The sequence below is a fragment of the Arthrobacter echini genome (genome assembly GCF_008107445.1).
Classification (GTDB): domain Bacteria; phylum Actinomycetota; class Actinomycetes; order Actinomycetales; family Micrococcaceae; genus Arthrobacter_D; species Arthrobacter_D echini_A.
The window spans coordinates 285,809-305,300 of sequence record NZ_VSLD01000001.1 but is presented as its reverse complement, the minus strand read 5'-3'; the positions used below and the strand labels follow the sequence as shown (position 1 = coordinate 305,300).

General features: G+C 67.8%; 20 protein-coding genes. 11 read left to right on the top strand and 9 right to left on the bottom strand.

From position 1 onward, the window contains the following. Positions 1 to 169 precede the first annotated feature (169 nt). The 3 genes from FQ377_RS01460 (at position 170) to yczE (ending at position 4,292) form a co-directional block, all read left to right on the top strand. Positions 170 to 670 (top strand): DinB family protein, encoded by a 501-nt coding sequence (locus tag FQ377_RS01460; protein WP_148599467.1) that lies wholly within the window; start codon positions 170 to 172, stop codon positions 668 to 670. Between the two features lie 269 nt (positions 671 to 939). Beyond that, entirely contained in the window at positions 940 to 3,483 is a 2,544-nt protein-coding gene (locus tag FQ377_RS01455) for an excinuclease ABC subunit UvrA (RefSeq protein ID WP_148599466.1), read from the top strand. 131 nt (positions 3,484 to 3,614) lie between these two features. Next, a complete protein-coding gene (gene yczE / locus FQ377_RS01450) occupies positions 3,615 to 4,292 on the top strand; it encodes a membrane protein YczE (RefSeq protein WP_187393212.1) in 678 nt (225 codons plus the stop codon). Positions 4,293 to 4,328: 36 nt separating this feature from the next. Here yczE and FQ377_RS01445 read toward each other — a convergent pair whose 3' ends face one another. Continuing rightward, positions 4,329 to 5,582 (bottom strand): phospholipase D-like domain-containing protein, encoded by a 1,254-nt coding sequence (locus FQ377_RS01445; RefSeq protein WP_187393211.1) that lies wholly within the window; start codon positions 5,580 to 5,582, stop codon positions 4,329 to 4,331. Between the two features lie 72 nt (positions 5,583 to 5,654). Further along, the gene (locus FQ377_RS01440) at positions 5,655 to 6,410 is read right to left on the bottom strand and encodes a FadR/GntR family transcriptional regulator (protein ID WP_148599465.1); all 756 of its coding nucleotides are present in this window, start codon (positions 6,408 to 6,410) and stop codon (positions 5,655 to 5,657) included. Positions 6,411 to 6,607: 197 nt separating this feature from the next. On the opposite strand from FQ377_RS01440, the gene eat reads away from it, so the two are divergent. The 6 genes from eat to FQ377_RS01410 all read left to right on the top strand — a co-directional run bounded on the left by eat (position 6,608) and on the right by FQ377_RS01410 (position 13,175). Continuing rightward, positions 6,608 to 8,044 (top strand): ethanolamine permease, encoded by a 1,437-nt coding sequence (eat, locus tag FQ377_RS01435; protein ID WP_148599464.1) that lies wholly within the window; start codon positions 6,608 to 6,610, stop codon positions 8,042 to 8,044. A gap of 33 nt (positions 8,045 to 8,077) precedes the next feature. After that, positions 8,078 to 9,451, top strand: a complete 1,374-nt coding sequence (locus tag FQ377_RS01430) for a glutamine synthetase family protein (RefSeq protein WP_148599463.1) — start codon at positions 8,078 to 8,080, stop codon at positions 9,449 to 9,451. Beyond that, positions 9,451 to 10,188: a gamma-glutamyl-gamma-aminobutyrate hydrolase family protein gene (locus FQ377_RS01425; protein ID WP_148599462.1), complete on the top strand. Its 738-nt coding sequence runs from the start codon at positions 9,451 to 9,453 to the stop codon at positions 10,186 to 10,188. The genes FQ377_RS01430 and FQ377_RS01425 overlap by 1 nt, the downstream gene beginning before the upstream one ends. Next, positions 10,185 to 11,561: an aldehyde dehydrogenase family protein gene (locus FQ377_RS01420; protein WP_148599461.1), complete on the top strand. Its 1,377-nt coding sequence runs from the start codon at positions 10,185 to 10,187 to the stop codon at positions 11,559 to 11,561. The genes FQ377_RS01425 and FQ377_RS01420 overlap by 4 nt, the downstream gene beginning before the upstream one ends. A gap of 45 nt (positions 11,562 to 11,606) precedes the next feature. After that, positions 11,607 to 12,413: a 3-oxoacyl-ACP reductase gene (locus FQ377_RS01415; protein ID WP_222861818.1), complete on the top strand. Its 807-nt coding sequence runs from the start codon at positions 11,607 to 11,609 to the stop codon at positions 12,411 to 12,413. A gap of 75 nt (positions 12,414 to 12,488) precedes the next feature. Further along, positions 12,489 to 13,175: an LmeA family phospholipid-binding protein gene (locus FQ377_RS01410; protein ID WP_148599460.1), complete on the top strand. Its 687-nt coding sequence runs from the start codon at positions 12,489 to 12,491 to the stop codon at positions 13,173 to 13,175. A gap of 49 nt (positions 13,176 to 13,224) precedes the next feature. On the opposite strand, the gene FQ377_RS01405 is transcribed toward FQ377_RS01410, so the two are convergent. From FQ377_RS01405 to FQ377_RS01390, 4 genes are all read right to left on the bottom strand, one after another. Next, the gene (locus tag FQ377_RS01405) at positions 13,225 to 13,488 is read right to left on the bottom strand and encodes a helicase associated domain-containing protein (protein WP_148599459.1); all 264 of its coding nucleotides are present in this window, start codon (positions 13,486 to 13,488) and stop codon (positions 13,225 to 13,227) included. A 260-nt stretch (positions 13,489 to 13,748) separates the two neighbouring features. Then, positions 13,749 to 14,339: a nitroreductase family protein gene (locus FQ377_RS01400; RefSeq protein ID WP_262364201.1), complete on the bottom strand. Its 591-nt coding sequence runs from the start codon at positions 14,337 to 14,339 to the stop codon at positions 13,749 to 13,751. A 75-nt stretch (positions 14,340 to 14,414) separates the two neighbouring features. Further along, positions 14,415 to 14,810: a hypothetical protein gene (locus FQ377_RS01395; RefSeq protein ID WP_148599458.1), complete on the bottom strand. Its 396-nt coding sequence runs from the start codon at positions 14,808 to 14,810 to the stop codon at positions 14,415 to 14,417. Positions 14,811 to 14,842: 32 nt separating this feature from the next. Further along, the gene (locus FQ377_RS01390) at positions 14,843 to 16,447 is read right to left on the bottom strand and encodes an SLC13 family permease (protein WP_148599457.1); all 1,605 of its coding nucleotides are present in this window, start codon (positions 16,445 to 16,447) and stop codon (positions 14,843 to 14,845) included. A gap of 118 nt (positions 16,448 to 16,565) precedes the next feature. Between FQ377_RS01390 and FQ377_RS01385 the strand changes: the two genes are divergently transcribed. Continuing rightward, positions 16,566 to 17,012 carry a fluoride efflux transporter FluC gene (locus FQ377_RS01385; RefSeq protein ID WP_148599456.1) on the top strand — a complete coding sequence of 149 codons (447 nt, stop codon included), beginning with the start codon at positions 16,566 to 16,568 and terminating at the stop codon, positions 17,010 to 17,012. Next, the gene (gene crcB, locus FQ377_RS01380; RefSeq protein ID WP_148599455.1) at positions 17,009 to 17,395 is read left to right on the top strand and encodes a fluoride efflux transporter CrcB; all 387 of its coding nucleotides are present in this window, start codon (positions 17,009 to 17,011) and stop codon (positions 17,393 to 17,395) included. The genes FQ377_RS01385 and crcB overlap by 4 nt, the downstream gene beginning before the upstream one ends. 49 nt (positions 17,396 to 17,444) lie before the next feature. On the opposite strand, the gene FQ377_RS01375 is transcribed toward crcB, so the two are convergent. The 3 genes from FQ377_RS01375 to FQ377_RS01365 form a co-directional block, all read right to left on the bottom strand. Then, entirely contained in the window at positions 17,445 to 17,711 is a 267-nt protein-coding gene (locus FQ377_RS01375) for a hypothetical protein (RefSeq protein WP_148599454.1), read from the bottom strand. A 41-nt stretch (positions 17,712 to 17,752) separates the two neighbouring features. Continuing rightward, positions 17,753 to 18,595, bottom strand: coding sequence for an IclR family transcriptional regulator (locus FQ377_RS01370; RefSeq protein WP_148599453.1), 843 nt, complete (start codon positions 18,593 to 18,595; stop codon positions 17,753 to 17,755). Positions 18,596 to 18,702: 107 nt separating this feature from the next. Next, entirely contained in the window at positions 18,703 to 19,371 is a 669-nt protein-coding gene (locus tag FQ377_RS01365) for a GntR family transcriptional regulator (protein ID WP_148599452.1), read from the bottom strand. Between the last annotated feature and the right edge of the window lie 121 nt (positions 19,372 to 19,492).

Sequence of the window (19,492 nt, the reverse complement as noted above, 5' to 3'; positions counted from 1 at the left end):
GATTGGCCCCGCGACCGTGAACGGAACCAGCGTTGGGCTGGGCGCTCACGAGGCTGTTCCACACCCCGATCGGCGTATGAGACTTCTTCCTGAGCCGTTCCGCTCGTCCCTGTTCGTCGTGGTCGGCGCGCCTGCACTGTGGCTCGACTCCCCTGACTAGGTTGGTCGGATGGGACACGACAGCCGGACGGAACCACCTGTGGCGGCCGGAGAGCGGGAGACACTGACCGGCTTCCTGGACTACTTCCGGGCAACGGTAGTGATGAAGGCCAGTGGCCTCAGCAATACCGACGGCACCAGGCGGCTCGTACCTTCGCTGACGACGGTGTCAGGATCGGTGCAACACCTGACAGACGTTGAACTGTTCTGGTTCCAGGACCGGATTGACGGGCGGCATGACGTGCCCACCCGGTGGTCCGCGGAGGACCCCGACGGCGAATTCCGGGTGAGTGAAGAGGACAGCCTGGTGAACATCATTGGGGACTACGAGGCTGCCTGCCGCCAGTCCCGTGACGTTCTCGAGCGGTATGGGCTGGAGGATCGCTGCCGCGCTGGCGACGGCGGACAGAGCGTGCGGTGGGTTCTGGTGCACATGATCGAGGAAACGGGTAGGCACTGCGGTCATCTGGATATTCTGCGCGAGCTGCTGGACGGATCTACCGGGGATTAGGCCCGGAATCATGGGATCCACCCGCAAGACTTCGGATGCGTCGGGCAGCGGGGGCACAAGAATGCCCCAACGGGACTTCGGTTGCTCGGCGAACGGAAGCGACTCTCCCACAGGTGGACTGGACCGTCCTCTCCCCGTGCCGTGGGGTCGGGTCGACCAGGCCGGCCCAGGCGGATCGCCATGACCGCGGCTCGCCCCGCGACGTGCCCCTCCGCCTGGTCAGCCTGCGCAGGGCAGTCCGGGGACCGAATGACCGTAGGGTGGTGACGGTGACTGAACTGATCAACGCCCCCGCCGAGACGAGCAGTACGCGAGAGGGTTTCGTCCGCGTGCGCGGCGCGAGTGAGAACAACCTCCGCGCCGTCGACGTCGACTGCCCACGCGACGCCGTCGTCGCCTTCACCGGCGTCTCCGGGTCCGGGAAGTCGTCGCTTGCCTTCGGGACCATCTTCGCCGAGGCCCAGCGCCGCTATCTCGAGTCGGTCGCGCCCTATGCGCGGCGCCTCATCCAGCAGGGCAACACACCGCACGTCGGGTCGATCACCGGGCTCCCGCCCGCCGTCGCCCTGCAGCAGCGCCGCGGAACCCCGAGCGCGCGCTCCACGGTGGGTACGCTGACCACGCTCTCGAACTCACTGCGAATGCTCTACTCCCGCGCCGGAACCTATCCCGAGGGAGTCGAGGGCAGGCTGGACTCCGATGCGTTCTCGCCCAATACCGCTGCCGGAGCCTGCCCCCGCTGCCACGGTCTGGGCATCGCTCGCGACGTCACGGAGCAGACCCTCGTCCCCGACCCCTCACTGAGCATCACCGAGGGCGCCATCGCCGCGTGGCCCGGTGCCTGGCAGGGCAAGAACCTCCGGGACATCGTCCGCGAGCTCGGCTATGACATCGACATCCCCTGGCGTGATCTCCCCGAGGAAGCACGCTCGTGGCTGCTGTTCACCGACGAGCAGCCCGTGGTCGACGTCACCCCCCAGCGGGACCGGATCGCCAAACCCTACAAGGGAAGGTTCTGGAGCGCGAAGAGCTACGTCATGCACACCCTGCACGATTCCAAGAGCCAGCAGATGCGGGACCGCGTGCTGCCGTTCATGGAATCCGGCCCCTGCACCCTGTGCGGAGGGACCGGGCTGCGCCACGAGGCGCTCGCGGTGACCTTCGCGGGACTGTCCATCTCCGAGGCGAACGCCCTGCCTCTCGCGGAGCTGACAGCGCACCTCGCGCCGGCCGCCGCCGTCGAGCACCCGACCGCCGCACACCGCTCGTCCAGCTCGGGTGAGCGGACGGAGGTCTCCGTGACCATCAGCCGGGACCTGATCCAGCGGCTCGAGGTGCTGGTGGACCTGGGACTGGGCTACCTGAGCCTCAGCAGGGCCACGCCCACACTCTCTCCGGGCGAGATGCAGCGACTGCGCATCGCCACCCAGTTGCGCTCCGGCCTGTTCGGCGTGATCTACGTGCTCGACGAACCCTCCGCCGGTCTGCACCCCGCCGACGTGGAACCGCTCCTGGGCGTCCTGGAGGCACTGAAGGACGCCGGGAACACCGTCTTCGTGGTGGAGCACAACATGGACGTGGTGCGGCGGGCCGAGTGGATCGTGGACGTCGGCCCACTCGCGGGCCAGGGCGGCGGGACCATCGTCTACAGCGGGCCCGTGGACGGGCTCCAGGACGTGCCCGAATCCCTCACGGCACCGTTCCTGGCACCGACCACCACTCCAGACACCGCCGAGCCGCGCGAGCCCTCGGGCTGGCTCCATCTCGAAGGCATCCACCGCCACAATCTCGTGGGGCTCGACGCCGACATCCCCGTGGGTGTCCTCACGGCCGTCACCGGGGTGTCCGGCTCGGGCAAATCCACCCTCGTCAGCTCGGTCCTCGCCGAGGGCGTCGGGCGGCACGTCCGCAACGACACCCCGGCCGATCTCGAGCCGGCGGACACCGAGCCCGACGAGGACGCCGTGACTGGTGCGGTGGTCGCCGGGATCAGCGGACTCGAGCACATCGACCGCCTGGTCAGCGTGAACCAGAAGCCCATCGGCCGGACGCCCCGCTCCAATCTGGCCACGTACACGGGCCTGTTCGACGCCGTCCGGAAGGCTTTCGCGGCCACCCCGGCTGCTCGCGCCAAGGGCTTCGGGATGGGCCGCTTCTCCTTCAACGTCCCGGGCGGGCGATGCGAGACCTGCCAGGGCGAGGGCTTCGTGTCGGTGGAGCTCCTGTTCCTGCCCGGCAGCTACGGCCCCTGCCCCACGTGTCACGGAGCCCGGTACAACGACGAGACGCTGACCGTCACCCTGGACGGGCGCACCATCGCCGACGTCCTCGGGATGACGGTCGACGACGCCGAGGTGTTCCTGGCGAACATCCCTGCGGCGGCCCGGTCCCTGGAGACACTCCGCGAGGTGGGGCTGGGCTATCTGCGCCTCGGACAGCCTGCCACCGAGCTCTCCGGCGGTGAGGCCCAGCGCATCAAGCTGGCCACCGAGCTCCAGCGTGCCCGCAGGGGCCACACCCTGTATCTGCTCGACGAACCGACGACGGGCCTGCACCCGGCCGACGTCGTCCTGCTCCTCGCGCAGCTCCGGAAGCTCGTGGCAGCGGGGAACACCGTGGTGGTCGTGGAGCACACCATGGCCGTGGTGGCGGCGGCGGACTGGGTGATCGATCTGGGCCCCGGTGGTGGTTCGGCCGGCGGGACCATCGTGGCCACCGGAACGCCCCGGCAGATCGCCGATCTCGACCGTGGAACGAGCATCACGGCGCCCTATCTCGCCGAGTACCTCGACCAGCGGGTCGCCGCCGCCTGACCTGCCGCCCTCACTTCCACGCGGTGACGCGGGGCAGGAACCCGCGAGGGCGCGGACAGGGGGTGACCTGAGGTGCTGCGCACGGCACGGGACCATTTGTTGCAGGGGCCGTTCGGCGGTCTACTGGGACCATGACATTTCGCGGCACCTGGCGGGGCCTCCAGCTCCTCGTCGGTCTGTTCCTGTACGGCTTCTCGCTCGCCATGATGATCAGGGCCACGCTCGGGGTCTCACCGTGGGACGTCCTGGGTCAGGGCGGGGCACTGCAGACCGGCATCCCCTTCGGGTTCATGACCAACATCATCGGGGTGATCGTGCTCGTCCTCTGGATCCCGCTGCGGCAACGCCCGGGTATCGGGACCATCCTCAATGTGCTTCTCGTGGGCCCCAGCGCCGAGGCCGGACTCGCACTCCTGGGCGAGCCGGATCAGCTGTGGGCCCGGATAATGCTGTTCACGGGCGGCCTCGTGCTGCTCGCGATCGCCAGCGGCCTCTACATCGGGGCGAGGCTGGGTCCCGGACCGCGCGACGGGCTCATGACGGGTCTTCACGACCGCCTCGGGTTGCCCATCTGGTTGGTACGCACCGCCATCGAGGGGACTGTCCTGCTGCTGGGCTGGTGGCTCGGCGGCTCCGTGGGTCTCGGCACCGTGGCCTTCGCCCTGCTCATCGGGCCCATGATCAACATCGCCCTCCCGGTGTTCCGCATCCCGGAGCGTCCCCGACGGTCGGACGACGACGACGACGACGCCGTCGGGCGGGGCTCGGCCGCCGACGGCGCAGCACCTGCGGGCGGGACAGTCGCCTGAGCGTTCCTCGGGGCGCTGATCAGCAGCAGACGAAACTCAGAGATAGGGCCGCAGCGGTCTCAGGACCGTCTCCGCGATCCGCGCCGCGGGGTGGCGCCTGCTCCACTCCCCGGCGTCGACGATGCGGCAGTTGGCGCTGTCGACGGTGAAGATCCGCTCCATGTCGGCAGCGAAGTCCTCGTCCTGGATCTCGAGGTCTATCTCGTAGTTGAACCCCAGGCTGAGCCGGTCGATGTTGGCCGTGCCGACGATGGACCACTGGCCGTCGATGCTGGCCGTCTTGGCGTGGATCATCGCGTTCCGGTACAGCAGAATGGTGATGTTCTCCCGCAGGAGCGTGGTGTAGAAGCCGCGGGACAACCAGTCCGTCAGGATATGGTTCGAGACCTCCGGTACGATCACCCGCACATCCACGCCTCGCCTGGACGCCTCGATGAGGGCCTTGAGCACCTGCTGGTCGGGGATGAAGTACGCCGTCGTGAGATGAATGTACGTCTGAGCGCGGCTGATGGCATCCAGGTACACGCTGCGGATCGGGAAGACGCGGTTGACCGGGATGTTGTTGATGGCGCGGATCGGAGGATTCCACGCGGTCGGATTGAGCGGTGAGAGATCGGGATGCTTCGCAGCAAGGCTGTTCCATACCTGCGCGAAGGAATGCCCCAGCTCGAACGCCGTCGTCCCTTCCAGCCGGAGATGGGTGTCGCGCCACTCGGTCGCGTAGAGGGAGCCGAGGTTGTACCCACCCACGAAGCCCAGGCCCTGATCCACCACGAGCAGCTTGCGGTGGGTCAGCCCTGCAGCGCGGCGGGGGCTGTGCAGCAGCGACGGATCAATGGCGGGGAAGCGGAAGACCCGCACAGCGGGGTGGAAACTGTAGAAGGACCGCGGGACCACCAGATTCCCGAAGTGGTCGTAGATCACGTACACCTCGACACCGCGGGCCGCTGCCCTGTTCACCGCGTCGCGGATCTGCCGGCCCACCTCGTCGCCCTTCCAGATGAAGGTTTCCAGCAGGATGCGCGTCTGCGCGCCGTCGATCGCGGTGAGCATGTCCCGATACAGATCGGCGCCGTAGGTGTAGGTGGTGATCCGCGTGTCACCCACCGTGCTGTGGAACGTGCCCGGGCGGGGGAAGCCCGTTCGGCGGGCTCGTCCCTTCTTCTTCACGGCATCCGTGACCAGCAGCACGGCGATGACCACGCCCTGCAGGGCGAGGAAGCCCGCGGCGAGCCAGCCTGCGGTCCTGCGGATCGGAAGAAAACCGGCACTGCGCGTCAGCCACGTCATGCTCGGAGCCTACTCAATCCCGCAGCGCCCCATGCGCAGCCATCGGGCCGTGGACGTCGTGGAGCGGGTCGGCTATGCCTCCGGCTCCTGAGTGGCCTCGGTGAGGAAGCCGCGGAGCAGGGCGGCGGTTCCTTCGAGGTGTTCCAGCATCAGGGTCCGTGCAAGAGTCGGGTCCCCGGCCAGGATCGCCTCGACGATGCTGGTGTGCTGGAGGTCCGAGTGCTCGATGTTCCGCTCCAGGAAGGGGATACGGTCCAGCAGGTCGCTTGTTGCGGCACGTGCCTCGGCAACCGCTGCGGCCAGGCGCGGGGAGCCTCCCAGCTCGGCGATGGTGATGTGCAGGCGTGCATCCAGGGGACGGTACTGTCCGGGGCCGGCCCCCGAGACCGAGCGGAGCCCATCGAGCAGACGGGTGCGGTCCGACGCCGTGAGCGTCGAGTCGGCAGCCAGTGCTGCAGCCGCCGGTTCCACGGCGGCCCGGAAGGCGAGGACATCCTCCACCGCAGCCCGGTCCTGGCTACCCAGTGCCGCACCCCGCGAGGGCAACTCCGGGGCGACGACTGCTCCGCCGTACCGTCCGCGCTGGATACTCAGGTACCGGGCCTGCTGCAGTTCTGCCAGGGCATCGCGCAGGGTGGCCCGGGAGACCCCGAGGACCTTCGCCAGCTCGCGTTCGGCCGGCAGACGTTCACCGGCGGGGAAAAGGCCGATCTTGATACCGCGCAGCAGGTGCTCCACGGTCTCCTCGAAGGCATTGCCCGTCCGGACCGAGCCGAGCAGCCTGTAGCGCGGGTGGAGCTCCGAAGCTGCGTCGTCCGTGATGTTCATGACGCCAGCATCCCATGAAGCGTGCTCCACGAGCTGTGGTCCGATCGGGAACCATTCGAAAACTTCTTACCCTCGAAGGGTTGACGCGGCGATGTGCCCTGGCTCACAGTGAGTCAGGGCAAAGGACTGAAATTGTTCCATTGATCGCCCACCGTACAGATCCAGCAGAGACTCCTCCTTCCCAGAACGGACGACTCATGGCGCGAACATCCCGCATCGACTACGGAGCTGTGGACAAGGATTATCTGGAGCACCGTCGGCTCAGGGGAGGCGCAGCCGGCTGGATCCTGCTGGCGGGCCTCGGCGTCGCCTACGTCATCTCGGGGGACTTCTCCGGCTGGAACCTTGGCCTCGCCGTGGGCGGCTGGGGCGGACTCCTCATCGCCTTCCTGCTCATGGGCCTCATGTACACGTGCATGGTGTTCGGGCTCGCGGAGATGTCCTCCACCCTCCCGACGGCGGGGGCCGGGTACGGTTTCGCGCGTCGTGCCCTCGGACCGCTGGGTGGCTTCGCCACCGGCATGGCCGTGCTCATCGAGTACTCGGTGGCACCCGCCGCCATCGCCACCTTCATCGGAGGCTACATCGAGGCACTCGGGCTCTTCGGACTCACCAACTCGTGGCCCGTCTACCTCGTGACCTACGTGGTGTTCATCGGCATCCACCTCTGGGGTGTGGGTGAGGCGCTGAAGGTCATGTTCGGCATCACCGCGATCGCCGTCATAGCGCTGGTCATCACGGTGATCGGCCTGGTACCGCACTTCCGCACCGACAATCTCTTCGACATCGTCCCGGACGGCTCGACCGGTTCCAGCGCGTTCCTGCCCTTCGGCATCTCGGGTGTGTTGGCTGCGCTGGTCTTCGGGATCTGGTTCTTCCTGGCCATCGAGGGCGTGCCGCTGGCAGCCGAGGAGTCCTCGAACCCCAAGCGGGACATGCCACGCGGCATCATCGTCGCCATGGTGTTCCTCCTCGTCTCCGGAGCAGCGATGCTCGTGCTGGTCCCCGGCACAGCGGGGGCATCGGCCATGGGGGAATCCGATTCGCCGCTCCCCGAGGCCCTCCGGGCGGTCGCCGGTGGCGACTCCGTCCTGGCCGACGTCGTGAATTACGCCGGTCTCGCGGGCCTGGTGGCGAGTTTCTTCTCGATCGTCTTCGCCTACTCCCGACAGCTCTTCGCGCTCTCCCGCGCCGGTTATCTGCCCAGGGCGCTCTCCCTCACCACCTCCCGGCAGACGCCGTGGCTCGCACTCGTGGTCCCGGGAACCATCGGCTTCATCCTGGCGTCGGTGACCGGCAACGGCGGCCTGCTGATCAACATCGCGGTCTTCGGCGCCACGCTCTCGTACGTGCTGCTGAACCTGAGCCACATCATGCTCCGCGTCAAGGAACCCGACCTGGAGCGCGGTTACCGGACACCGGGCGGTGTGGTGACCACGGGTATCGCGCTCGTCCTGGCCGTCGTCGCACTGGTCGCGACCTTCGTCCTGGATGTGGTGGCAGCCAGCATCACCGCCGGGGTGTTCCTCGTGGCCCTGGCGTACTTCTGGTTCTACAGCCGCCACCACCTGGTGGCGAGCGCACCCGAGGAGGAGTTCGCCCTGCTCCAGGACTCCGAGAAGACCCTGAAATAGAGCCTGCATCCCAATGCCCACCCGAGGAGAAAAATGACGTCACATCCGCGCAACGAGAAAATGCTCACCGTGGACCAGCTCCGGCAGTCCATCGACGACGGCGAGATCGACAGTGTGATCCTGGCCTTCACCGATATGCAGGGGCGCCTGCAGGGGAAGGTCATCCACGGCGGGTTCTTCCTCGAGTCCGCCCTGGAGCACGGCTCCGAGGCCTGCAACTACCTCCTGTCCGTCGACACGGAGATGAACACCGTTGCCGGGTACGCCATGTCCAGCTGGGACAAGGGCTACGGGGACATGGAGTTCGATCTGGATCTGGACACCATCCGGCGCGTGCCCTATCTGGAGAAGACGGCCATGATCCAGGCCGATCTCAACTACACCACCGGTGAGCGCGTCTCCGTCTCCCCACGGAGTCTCCTGCGCTCCCAGCAGGAGAAGGCCGTGGCCCTGGGGTACCGGGCCGTGTCCGGGACGGAACTGGAGTTCATGATCTACAACACCAGCTACGAGGAGGCGCAGCGCAGCAACTATCTCGAGCTGACACCCGCGAATCTCTACAACGTCGACTACTCGATCCTCGGGTCCATGCGGGTGGAACCACTGCTGCGCGACATCCGCAACACCATGTTCGAGGCCGGAATGATCGTCGAGTCGGCCAAGGGCGAGTGCAACTTCGGGCAGCACGAGATCGCCTTCCGGTACGACGACGTCATCACGACGGCGGACAACCACGTCTTCTACAAGCTCTCAGCCAAGCAGATGGCGGCGCAGCGCGGGCAGTCGGTGACCTTCATGGCCAAGCCGAACGCACGCGACGGATCCTCCTGCCACATCCACATGTCCCTGCGCGGCACCGAGGGGGACCTGGTCTTCTGGGACGCCGACACGGGGGAGCGCACCGCGCTGTACAACCACTTCATTGCCGGAGTGCTGGCTACCATGCGGGATTTCACCCTCTTCTATGCGCCCAACATCAACTCCTACAAGCGCTTCGCGAAGGGCTCCTTCGCCCCCACGGCCGTGGCTTGGGGCCTGGACAACCGCAGTTGCTCGGTGCGCCTGGTGGGCAAGGGGCACTCGGCCCGGATGGAGAACAGACTGCCCGGAGCGGACGCGAACCCTTACCTCGCGCTGGCCGCGATGCTGGCCGGCGGCCTCTACGGGATCGAGCACGAACTGGAACTGCCGCCCATGACCGAGGGGAACGCCTACGACTCCGATGCGGAGCACGTACCCCACACCATGGCGGAGGCCAGGGAACTCTTCGCCAACTCCGCGATCGCCCGGGAAGTCTTCGGGGAGGAGGTCGTGGAACACTACACGCACTACGCGGACGTGGAGCTGGAGCAGTTCAATGCGGCCATCACGGACTGGGAAGTCCACCGCGGATTCGAGCGCCACTGATGGGAGGTGCCACCCAGTCCAGGCCCAGGATCGGCCTGACCACCTACTGGCAGGAAGCGTCGTGGGGTGTGTGGGAGGACCGCGCCGCCATCGTCCCGGGGAAGTACGTCACCGGGGTGGTGGCCGCGGGCGGAACCCCTCTCCTGCTGCCGCCGGTGGGTACCGACGAATCGGTCCTCGCCGTGCTGGACGGCCTGATCGTGATCGGCGGGGTGGACGTGGACCCCGCCAACTACCAGGCGGACCCGCACCCCACCACCGCGGCACAGCCCGAGCGAGACGACCACGACATCAGGCTCACCCGGGCAGCGCTGGAGACCGGGGTGCCGCTCTTCGCGATCTGCCGTGGCGCGCAGATCCTGAATGTGGCCCTCGGAGGCACCCTGTTCCAGCACGTGCCCGATCTGCTCCCGGAATCGCGCTACCAGCCCTCGCCAGGGGTCTACGGCACCGTGGAGTTCACCACGGAGCCGGGTACCCTGACGGCCGGGCTGCTCGGGCACGTGGGTACGGCTCCGTGCTATCACCACCAGTCCGTGGACCGTCTCGGAGCCGGACTCCGCCCTACCGCGTGGGCGCCCGACGGGACCATCGAGGCCGTCGAGTGCACCGACGCGCCCGGCTGGGCCCTGGGCGTGCAGTTCCACCCCGAGGAGAACCCGGCGGACGCCCGGCTCTTCAAGGGGTTCGTGGACGCGGCCGCCCGCTACCACCACCGTCAGGAGAGCCTCACGTGAGCAGCTTCACCGTCCTCAACCCCTCCACCGGTGCCGCGATCCAGGATGTTGCGCTGGCCGACGTCGCCGCCACCGACAGGGCCATCGAGGCAGCGGCCACCGCCTTCGCGTCCTGGCGCGCCGTGGCTCCGGCCGATCGTGGCCGGCTGCTGCGACGGTTCGCCGACGTGGTGGACTCCGATCTGGAGCACCTCGCCACCCTGGAGGTGGCCAATGCCGGGCACACCATCGGCAATGCACTCTGGGAGGCCGGCAATGTCCGGGACGTGCTGACCTACTACTCCGCGGCTCCCGAACGGCACTCCGGTCGGCAGATACCGGTGGCCGGGGGAGTGAACATCACCTTCAACGAGCCGCTCGGGGTGGTGGGGGTGATCGTCCCGTGGAACTTCCCCATGCCGATCGCCGGCTGGGGGTTCGCGCCCGCGCTCGCTGCCGGCAACACCGTGGTTCTCAAGCCCGCCGAGCTGACGCCCCTGACTGCGATCCGGCTGGGTGAACTGGCCTTGCAGGCGGGCATTCCCGAGGGTGTGTTCACCGTGGTGCCAGGCAAGGGGTCAGTGGTGGGCGAGCGCTTCGTCACCCACCCGTCGGTGCGCAAGGTCGTCTTCACGGGGTCGACCGCCGTCGGGAAGCGGGTGATGGCCGGATGCGCCGAGCAGGTCAAGCGCGTCACGCTGGAACTCGGGGGCAAGAGCGCCAACATCATCTTCGCGGACGCCGATCTCGACAGGGCTGTCGCCAGCGCCCCGGGCGGCGTGTTCGACAACGCCGGGCAGGATTGCTGCGCCCGTTCCCGCATCCTCGTCCAGCGCTCCGTCTACGAGAAGTTCCTCGGTCTGCTCGAGCCCGCGGTCAAGGCCTTCCGGGTCGGTGACCCTTCCGAGGAGACCACGGAGATGGGACCGCTCATCTCGGCGGACCAGCACGCCACGGTGTCGTCCTTCGTGTACGACGGCGACGGCCGGCCCAATGCCGAGGTCGCGTTCCAGGGGACTGCGCCGACCGGGGAGGGCTTCTGGTTCCCGCCGACGGTCCTCACGCCGTCGGATGCCGGGGCGCGATCCCTGCGGGAGGAGATCTTCGGACCGGTGGTCGCCGTCGTGCCCTTCGACGACGAGGCCGATGCCCTGCGCATCGCCAATGACTCGGACTTCGGGCTCTCCGGATCCATCTGGACGTCCGACGTCGGTCGGGCGCTGCGGGTCTCGCGTGGCGTCGAGGCGGGGAACCTCTCGGTGAACTCGCACTCCTCGGTCCGCTACGCCACGCCGTTCGGGGGCTACAAGCAGTCGGGTCTGGGCCGTGAGCTCGGCCCTGATGCCCTCGATGCCTTCAGCGAGGTCAAGAATGTCTTCATCTCGACCGACTGACTGCCGACCACCCATTCGTCACCACGCAAGGAACCAAGGAGTGCCATGGCTGAGGACAGCGCTGCCCCCTACAACGGGTTGATCAGCAATCGACTGAAGGATCGCAGTGCGGTGATCACCGGTGGGGCGTCCGGGATAGGGCTGGCGACGGCCCGGCGCCTGGCCCACGAGGGGGCCCGCGTTGTCATTGCGGACATCTGTTCCGACGAGGCGGGTCAGGAGGCGGCGGACTCGGTGGGAGGGATCTTCGTGCGCACCGACGTCACGCAGGAGGACGACGTCGTCAGCCTCTTCAGGACCACCAGGGACACCTACGGGCGGGTGGACATCGCGTTCAACAATGCGGGGATCTCGCCCCCGGAGGACGCCTCGATCCTCGAGACGGGAATCGACGCGTGGCGACGGGTGCAGGAGGTCAATCTGACCAGCGTCTACTACTGCTGCAAGCACGTCATTCCGTACATGCAGCACCAGGGCAAGGGCTCGATCATCAACACGGCCTCCTTCGTGGCCGTCATGGGCGCCGCGACCTCGCAGATCTCCTACTCCGCGTCAAAGGGCGGCGTGCTCTCGATGAGCCGCGAGCTCGGCGTCGAGTTCGCCCGGCAGGGCATCCGCGTCAACGCCCTGTGCCCCGGTCCGGTCAACACACCCCTCCTGACGGAGCTGTTCGCGAGCGACCCGGAGCGCGCGGCCCGCCGACTGGTCCACGTGCCGCTGGGCCGGTTCGCGGAGCCCGACGAGCTGGCCGCGGCCGTGGCGTTCCTCGCCTCGGACGACTCCTCCTTCATCACCGCGAGCCAGTTCCTCGTCGACGGGGGGATCGCCGGCGCCTACGTCACGCCGCTGTGACGCTTGTGCCCCTCGAGTTGGAGGGGCTCCGCGCGGGGACTCGCTCCCGGATCGGGAACCCATCAGACTGAGGTCATGGAGTGGACGCGTGCGAGGGACTGGCTCATCGGTGCCGCCGGCCTGCTGATCGTGCTGGTGGTGGCGCTGGCCGTCGTCTGGTTCATGATCAGCGAACCTGCCGGACGGAGCGGGCCGGGAGCACGTCCGTCGCCGAGCGGCGAAGGACCGGTCGCTGCCGGGCCGCCCGAGGAGCTCCGGGAGGACGACGTGTGGCTGGCCGACGTCGTCCTGGAGGCGGGAACAGCGGTGAGCGGGGGTACCACGCTGCGGGACATCGACGCCGTGGGGCGGGACGTGGTCACCGGGCCCGGCGGGCTCATCGCGGGTGGGCTCGAGCTGGATGCCACGGTGCCGTTCGACGTCGTCGCCGAGGAGCTCGGCGGCGGGGCGATCGTCCGGCCCGGGGACGGCGGGGAGGCCGAGGTTGTCCGGACCGTGGAGGTGCTGGGCCGGGAGGTGCGCGTGGTCGCGTCGGGCACGGTGGAGGTCGTGACCGGTCGGCTCGTCGTCGAGCCACGGTCCATCGACATCGGCGGGCCCGGATTCCTCTCCGATGCCCTGGCCGCGGTCGCGCGCCGTGCCGTGACTATCGAGCACGACGTCGAGGGTCTCCCCGAGGGCCTCGTGCTGCAGGATGTCGGCGTCAGGGACGACGGCTTCCGCGCGACCTTCCGCGGCGAGGACGTGGTGCTCGCCCCCTAACTGCAGCGAGGACACCTGGCTCCGTGCATCGGCTGAGGCTCTTCCGTCCTCAGCAGGCTGCCAGGTCGTCCATAGCGTTGGGGCTGAAGAGGTTGTCGAGGAGGCACGCCTGTTCGGCGGTCAGCAGCTGTCGTCCGGCGGCGACGAGCTGACGGTGCCACCACCTGGCCAGGCGTTCCTCGCCGGCGTTCACGGGCCGGATCGAGGACGGGGTCCGCCCGTAGTGGGCATGGAAGGCCGCCAGATCCTCCAGGTGACGCTTCCACGAGAGGTCGGCGCGTCGCGCCCGGGTCCTGGTCGCCTCGTCGACCATCAGCGGGGCCCTGCCCCGAGGATGATGGTGTCGTCGGGGCCTGTATTGGAGGGCGAAAGACGGTTCAGCACACTTACCTGTCCGATCCCGAAGGACGAAGAAATGGATAAGCTCGCTTCTGAACTCGGTGCAGGCTCCCCCAAAGCCGGCACGAGGACCATCATAAGCACCGGATTCCCACCCGCCCGAATGGACGGCATCCTCGCCTGCTGCTGTTGACCGGCTGTGCCGGGTGTGTATCGCCGGACCAGCAGCGCCGGTCAGGCCTGGGTCTGCGCCGGCGGCATGGACCCCAGGAACTGACGGGGATCGAGTGCCGGCCGGTTCGATCCGAGCAGGCGGGTACGGAACGAGTCGTTGATACTGCCCACATAGAGCCAGCCCATGAGTTGTTCGTGCGCGGCGAGTCCGTGTGCGGCACGCACCGCCGGAGCGTTCGTCAGCAGGCCCGTCCGCCACATGACCCCCCAGCCGGCTCGCCACAGCGCCAGCTCCAGCAGATGCGCGGCACCGGCGGCCGTGGCGTGCTGTTCCCACGCCGGCACCTTGGGGTGCTCCTTCGGGCTCACGACGACGGCGATCAGCAGTTCTGCGCGGAAAGGCTTCGCGTTGTGCTCACCGGGCCCACGAATCGTTCCCGCCGCCTCGTCGAGTGCTTCGCCGAGCCGCCTCCGGTCATCACCGCGCAGGGTGATGAGTCGCCAGGGCCGGAGTGCCTTGTGGTCGGCAACCGGGGTGACCGCTGCCAATAGCTCGAGGAGTTCGGTGTCGGAGGGAGTCTCTGGACCCACCTTCGAGACCGAGCGCCGTGTCGCCATCGCGTCGAGGACCGGATCGGAGGAGAACGTCATACCCTTCATTCTCACCCGTCGTCCCCCTGCTCCCCGACGTCGGTTCACACCGGCGGTCGTCCTGGCTGGACCGGCTCAGTGCGGAGGGGCTACTCCGAGCCACCGCAGAGCCTCCAGTCGATCGGAGAAGTACTCCGTCCGGCTGGGGGAGCGCAGGGTGAAACTCGCGATGATCTCGTCCATCGGGCTGTTCCCCATGACGGCGATCCGCGTTGGGTGCCTGTAGCGGCTGATGCGTGCCCGGCCCTCGAGGCTCACGCCGAGCAGGGACCGCATGTGGATGAGCATCGGCTTCGACTGCCAGTCCGCCACCTCGCGCAGACCTGCACGGAACACGAGCAGGTCTGCATCCGTCACGTCATGACCGGCGCGGAGCACCACTTCCATCCACCGCCGGTGATCGAGGATCTCGCAGTGCTCCAGAACATGTCTGATGGGCTCGGAACGCTGCGCCGTGCTGTCCGCTGTCATGGGCCCCCCGGTCCGTGTCTGGTACTGAACCGTCAGAGCACCATGCCCAGGGCGAAGGGCCCGATGAGAACGGTGAACATGGTGATGAGGATGACCCCGACGATGTTGAGGACAATACCTCCGCGCACCATCTCCGAGATCTTCACGTTCCCGGTCGCGTAGACGATGGCATTGGGCGGAGTGCCGACGGGAAGCATGAAGGCACAGGTGGCTGCCAGTGCCGCGGGAATGAGCAGCGTGGTGGGGTCCATCCCGATCCCGATGGCGACCCCGCCGAGGATGGGAATGAAGGTGGCGGCGGTGGCGGTATTGCTGGTGATCTCGGTCAGCAGCAGGACGATCGTGACGACGACGGCGAGCAGCAGGACGATCGGCAGTGCCCCGAGACCGCTCACGCGCTCCCCGAACCAGGCGTCGAGTCCGGTGGCGGCGACGGCGCCGGCCAGCGAGAGGCCTCCACCGAAGAGCAGGAGCACGCCCCAGGGCAGTCCTTCCTCGGCATCCTTCCAGACGAGGGTCATGCTCCCGGCCTTGTCTGCCGGGATCATGAAGAGGACGATCCCGGCGCCGATGGCGATCACGGTGTCGTTGAACTCCCCGAGCCACGGCAGTGCGCTGCTGACTGCGCCGATGTTGGAGACGAGGCCCGGGACGATCCAGAGGAACGCCGCGCTGCAGAAGACCACGAGGACGGTCTTCTCGCCCTGGCTCATCCGCCCCAGCTTGCTGATCTCCGTATCGATCAGCTGCTTGCCTCCGGGGATCTCCTCCAGCGAGAACTTGAAGATCACGCGGGTGATGAGCAGCCAGGCCAGGCCGATGAAGACGATCACGATGGGGACGCCGAGCAGCATCCACTGCACGAATCCCACGTCCTCGCCCAGCTCGGTGCTGATGTAGCCGGCCACGATCGCGTTCGGGGGACTGCCGAGCAGGGTTCCGAGACCGCCGATGGTCGCAGCCCAGGCAACCGAGAGGACGAGCGCGACACCGAAGATGCGGATCTGCTTGTCATCCACCACGTTGCTGATGGCCTTGCCCGCGGCGAGGTCGGCGCCCGTCTTCCCCTCCTCGGCGTTGGCCCCATGGCTGTTCTCGACGACGAGTGTGAGCACGCTCAGTGCGATCGGCAGCATCATGAGGGTCGTGGCGGTGTTGGACACCCACATCGACAGGAAAGCCGTGGAGATCATCAGGCCGAGGATGATCCGGCGCGGATGGGTGCCCACGCGTCGGAGGGTCAGCAGCGCGATGCGCCGGTGGAGATTCCACTTCTGCATGGCGATGGCGATCAGGAACCCGCCGAGGAACAGGAAGACGATCGAGTTCGCGTACGGCGCGGTGGCCTCCGCCACCGTGATGACGGTGAACATCGGCAGGAGCACGATCGGCAGGAGCGAGGTGACGGACAGTGGCACGGCCTCCGTCATCCACCACACGGCCATGAGGCCGGCGATCGCAGCGACTACGCGCCCGTCGTTCGAGAGATCGGAGCCGCCGAGCAGGAGGTAGATCGCCACGGCCACGGCGATGCCGATCCCGCGGAGCATCCAGATCCTGCCGATCGACCGCGTGGACTCGCCGTCCTCCATCACCGCGTTCCCGCCCGCTGCCACTTGTCCGGACTGATGACTCATCTGGTTCCCTCCGCGCGCCATGTGTTCTGGATCACGATGTTACAGGTCCGTTACTGCAGTGTGCTCGCCCGTACGCAGCTTCTTGGCGCGCCGTCGACAGCCATGCAAATGTAGGTCGATGAGCGAGCTGTCGGACGTCCAACCGAGCGAGGTGGTGCCAGATCGCCACCGCGTCATCGATCTTGCCCTCGTGTTCGGCGGCGGCATGGGTGGTACCTTGGCGCGATTCGGTATCTCCGAGCTCCTTCCCACGCCGACCGGCCTTCCACTCGGGATCTTCCTGATCAATATCTCGGGTGCCTTTCTGCTGGGTCTGTTCCTCGAGACCCTGGTGCACCGCGGCCCCGACGAGGGACGCCGCCGCTCCGTCCGGCTCCTCGCCGGCACCGGTTTTCTCGGCGGGTTCACCACCTACAGCGCCTTCGCCGTGGATTCGCTGCTGCTGCTCGGCACCGGTCGCGTCCTCGAAGGTGTGACCTACGTGGTCGGCTCCGTGGTGCTGGGCCTCGGAGCCGGCGCCCTGGGTGTCCTCCTCGGGAGCAGGGCGCAAAGGACGGCTCCATGAGCGTGGGCCTCGTACTCGTGCTCGCCGTGGCGGGCGGTCTCGGATCGGTGGCGCGCTTCGTGCTCGACGACGTCGTCGGCTCGCGTTCCTCGGGCCGGTTCCCGGTCGGAACCATGACCATCAACATCAGTGGCTCGTTCCTGCTCGGCATCGTCACGGGCCTGGTGCTCGTGGCCGCCGTACCACCGGCCTGGATGCTCGTGGCCGGTACCGGCTTCCTCGGCGGCTACACCACGTTCAGTACCGCGAGCATCGACACGGTACGCCTGCTCCGGGCCGGCCGGGTGGGAGCGGCGCTCGTCTCCGGCGCAGGAACCGCCGTGACGGCACTGCTCGCCGCGGGGTTCGGACTCACCCTCGGGATCCTGCTCGTCCAGCTCTGACGGGCCGATCTCGCGGGACCGCGCGACGGCGTGCGACTGGGGAGTGCTCCTAGTCGAGGACGAAGCCGAGAAGGACTGTGACGAAGAGGTAGAGCCAGAACAGGACGGCCATAAGACAGGGCGCGAGGGGAAGCCAGTAGCGCCTGTTCCCGCGGAGCTGCAGGATACTCCAGGCTCCCACCAGCAGCGGGGTGAGGAGCAGGGCCGATGCACCCGTGGCGGCCAGGAGCACGAACGCCACGACGAGGACGCCGACGGAGATCAAGGGGCCGCGCCAGGGGTGAGCGCCGGGCCCGGCTGCGGACGATGTGCTCATGGTGTCCTTCCTCGACAGCGATCTCCGCTGTCCGCCGGCGGCTAGCTGTTCCTCGAGCGACCGGCCCCTGTGACCAGTGGCTGAAGACCGTTCGCGGCCTTCCCGCCGAGGCGGGCCGAGATCTGACGGGCTGCGGCCGCGCAGGCCTCTCCGAGATCCTGCAGGCTGTCCGGTCCGATGCGGAAGCGTGGCGCCGGGATGAGCACGGCGGCCACGAGATCACCGCGATGGTCATGGACGGGGGCGGCCACACCCACCTCGTCGGTGGAGGACTCGCCGTAGTTGATGGCCCAGCCCCTGACCCGGGCCTCCTCGAGCCGGCGCAGATACGCGTCGACGGCGGCGTCGCCCGGACCGGGATGCGTGATCGAGCCGTCGCGCAGCATCGACGCGACCCGCTCGTCGGATTCCGCGCTCAGGAAGACCTGCACGGACGCACTCATCGCGTCCCGGTACCTGGCCCCCAGTGGTGTGGTGTGCTTGATCTGGTGGTGGCTCGCGATCTGCTCCACGCACATGGACTGGCCGTCGCTCCAGAGCATGAGTGCGCTCGTCTCGCCCGTCTGCTCCGCCAGGGCACGCAGCACGGGGTAGGCCACCTGGCGCTCCTCCAGCTCCGCCAGCAACGGACCCGCGACGGCGATGAGGCCGAGGCCCAGCCGGAATCTCCGGGTCTCGGGATCGCGCTCCACCAGGTGTTCCTGCTCGAAGGTGGCGAGGATCCGGGACACCGTGCTCTTGTGGAGGCCGACCCTGTTGGCGATCTCGGTGACACCCAGGAGGGGTTCGTCCGCCGTGAAGGACCGGAGCACCGCGATGGCATTGATGATGACGGAGGCACTCTTGGGCTCGGTGGTCGCAGTCACGTAATCAGCTGAAGTCATGATGGGGACCATCCTTGCGTATCTGGCGGAAGATCGGCGGCATATGTCCGTTTCGGTTCTTGCTCCGGCCGGGCCGTGGCCCTTCGCGGATCGGAAGGCCCGATCGGTCACAAGATGGTGCGGACGGTCCGCTCGAAGTGCGTGACGTGGGCGGCGGACAGCGCGGCGGACCTGTCCGCATCACCGGCGAGGATGGCGTGGAGAAGCTCGACATGTTCTGTGATGTGCCCGGAGATGGACGGCAGGCGGTTCAGCACCAGGCACCAGATGCGCGTGGCGAGGTTGTCGAGCCTGATGAGTGATTCCTCGAGGTGGTGATTGCCGGCCGCACGGTAGATCAGGCGATGCACCTCGAGGTCGTACTGCATGAGCTCGTGGCGGTCCTGGTGGGCGTCCATCGACGTGATGGCCGCAACCACCTGCTCCAGCTCGAGCCGGATGCCGGGATCTGTGTTCAGCGCGGCGCTGCGGGCAGCCAGTGGTTCCAGCACCTGACGCACCTCGGAGATCGCGGCGAGTTCAGTGATGTCGACGATGGTCGCGAAGGTACCCCTGCGGGGGTAGGACACAACCAGGTGGTCCGTCTCCAGACGCTTGAGGGCCTCGCGGAGGGGCGTCCTCCCGAATCCCAGCTCCGCTGCCACCCGGGCCTCGTTGATGGGCTCGCCGGGTGCGATATCCAGCATGATGAGCCGGTCGCGGAGGATCCCGTAGGCACGCTCGGCCAGGGATACGTCCTCGGTCGTGATCACGCTGGTACTGCCCATTGTCCCCATCCCTCACCGATAGTCCGAGGCCCCTGGTCCTGGCCACCGGTGGCCCCACTTTACCGCGCGGTCAGGCCGGTCCGTTCCGCGAGGACGGGCCGGGAGCGCGGATGCCTCTGGCGCGCTCCCG

Bases quoted from the DNA above. Each gene is read 5' to 3' on its own strand.
- FQ377_RS01375 (WP_148599454.1), bottom strand. From the start codon at position 17,711: ATGAGCACATCGTCCGCAGCCGGGCCCGGCGCTCACCCCTGGCGCGGC.
- FQ377_RS01390 (WP_148599457.1), bottom strand. From the start codon at position 16,447: ATGAGTCATCAGTCCGGACAAGTGGCAGCGGGCGGGAACGCGGTGATG.
- FQ377_RS01365 (WP_148599452.1), bottom strand. From the start codon at position 19,371: ATGGGGACAATGGGCAGTACCAGCGTGATCACGACCGAGGACGTATCC.
- FQ377_RS01405 (WP_148599459.1), bottom strand. From the start codon at position 13,488: ATGGTCGACGAGGCGACCAGGACCCGGGCGCGACGCGCCGACCTCTCG.
- crcB (WP_148599455.1), top strand. From the start codon at position 17,009: ATGAGCGTGGGCCTCGTACTCGTGCTCGCCGTGGCGGGCGGTCTCGGA.
- FQ377_RS01400 (WP_262364201.1), bottom strand. From the start codon at position 14,339: ATGACGTTCTCCTCCGATCCGGTCCTCGACGCGATGGCGACACGGCGC.
- FQ377_RS01425 (WP_148599462.1), top strand. From the start codon at position 9,451: ATGGGAGGTGCCACCCAGTCCAGGCCCAGGATCGGCCTGACCACCTAC.
- FQ377_RS01445 (WP_187393211.1), bottom strand. From the start codon at position 5,582: ATGACGTGGCTGACGCGCAGTGCCGGTTTTCTTCCGATCCGCAGGACC.
- FQ377_RS01440 (WP_148599465.1), bottom strand. From the start codon at position 6,410: ATGAACATCACGGACGACGCAGCTTCGGAGCTCCACCCGCGCTACAGG.
- eat (WP_148599464.1), top strand. From the start codon at position 6,608: ATGGCGCGAACATCCCGCATCGACTACGGAGCTGTGGACAAGGATTAT.
- FQ377_RS01370 (WP_148599453.1), bottom strand. From the start codon at position 18,595: ATGACTTCAGCTGATTACGTGACTGCGACCACCGAGCCCAAGAGTGCC.
- yczE (WP_187393212.1), top strand. From the start codon at position 3,615: ATGACATTTCGCGGCACCTGGCGGGGCCTCCAGCTCCTCGTCGGTCTG.
- FQ377_RS01415 (WP_222861818.1), top strand. From the start codon at position 11,607: ATGGCTGAGGACAGCGCTGCCCCCTACAACGGGTTGATCAGCAATCGA.
- FQ377_RS01385 (WP_148599456.1), top strand. From the start codon at position 16,566: ATGAGCGAGCTGTCGGACGTCCAACCGAGCGAGGTGGTGCCAGATCGC.
- FQ377_RS01430 (WP_148599463.1), top strand. From the start codon at position 8,078: ATGACGTCACATCCGCGCAACGAGAAAATGCTCACCGTGGACCAGCTC.
- FQ377_RS01460 (WP_148599467.1), top strand. From the start codon at position 170: ATGGGACACGACAGCCGGACGGAACCACCTGTGGCGGCCGGAGAGCGG.
- FQ377_RS01410 (WP_148599460.1), top strand. From the start codon at position 12,489: ATGGAGTGGACGCGTGCGAGGGACTGGCTCATCGGTGCCGCCGGCCTG.
- FQ377_RS01395 (WP_148599458.1), bottom strand. From the start codon at position 14,810: ATGACAGCGGACAGCACGGCGCAGCGTTCCGAGCCCATCAGACATGTT.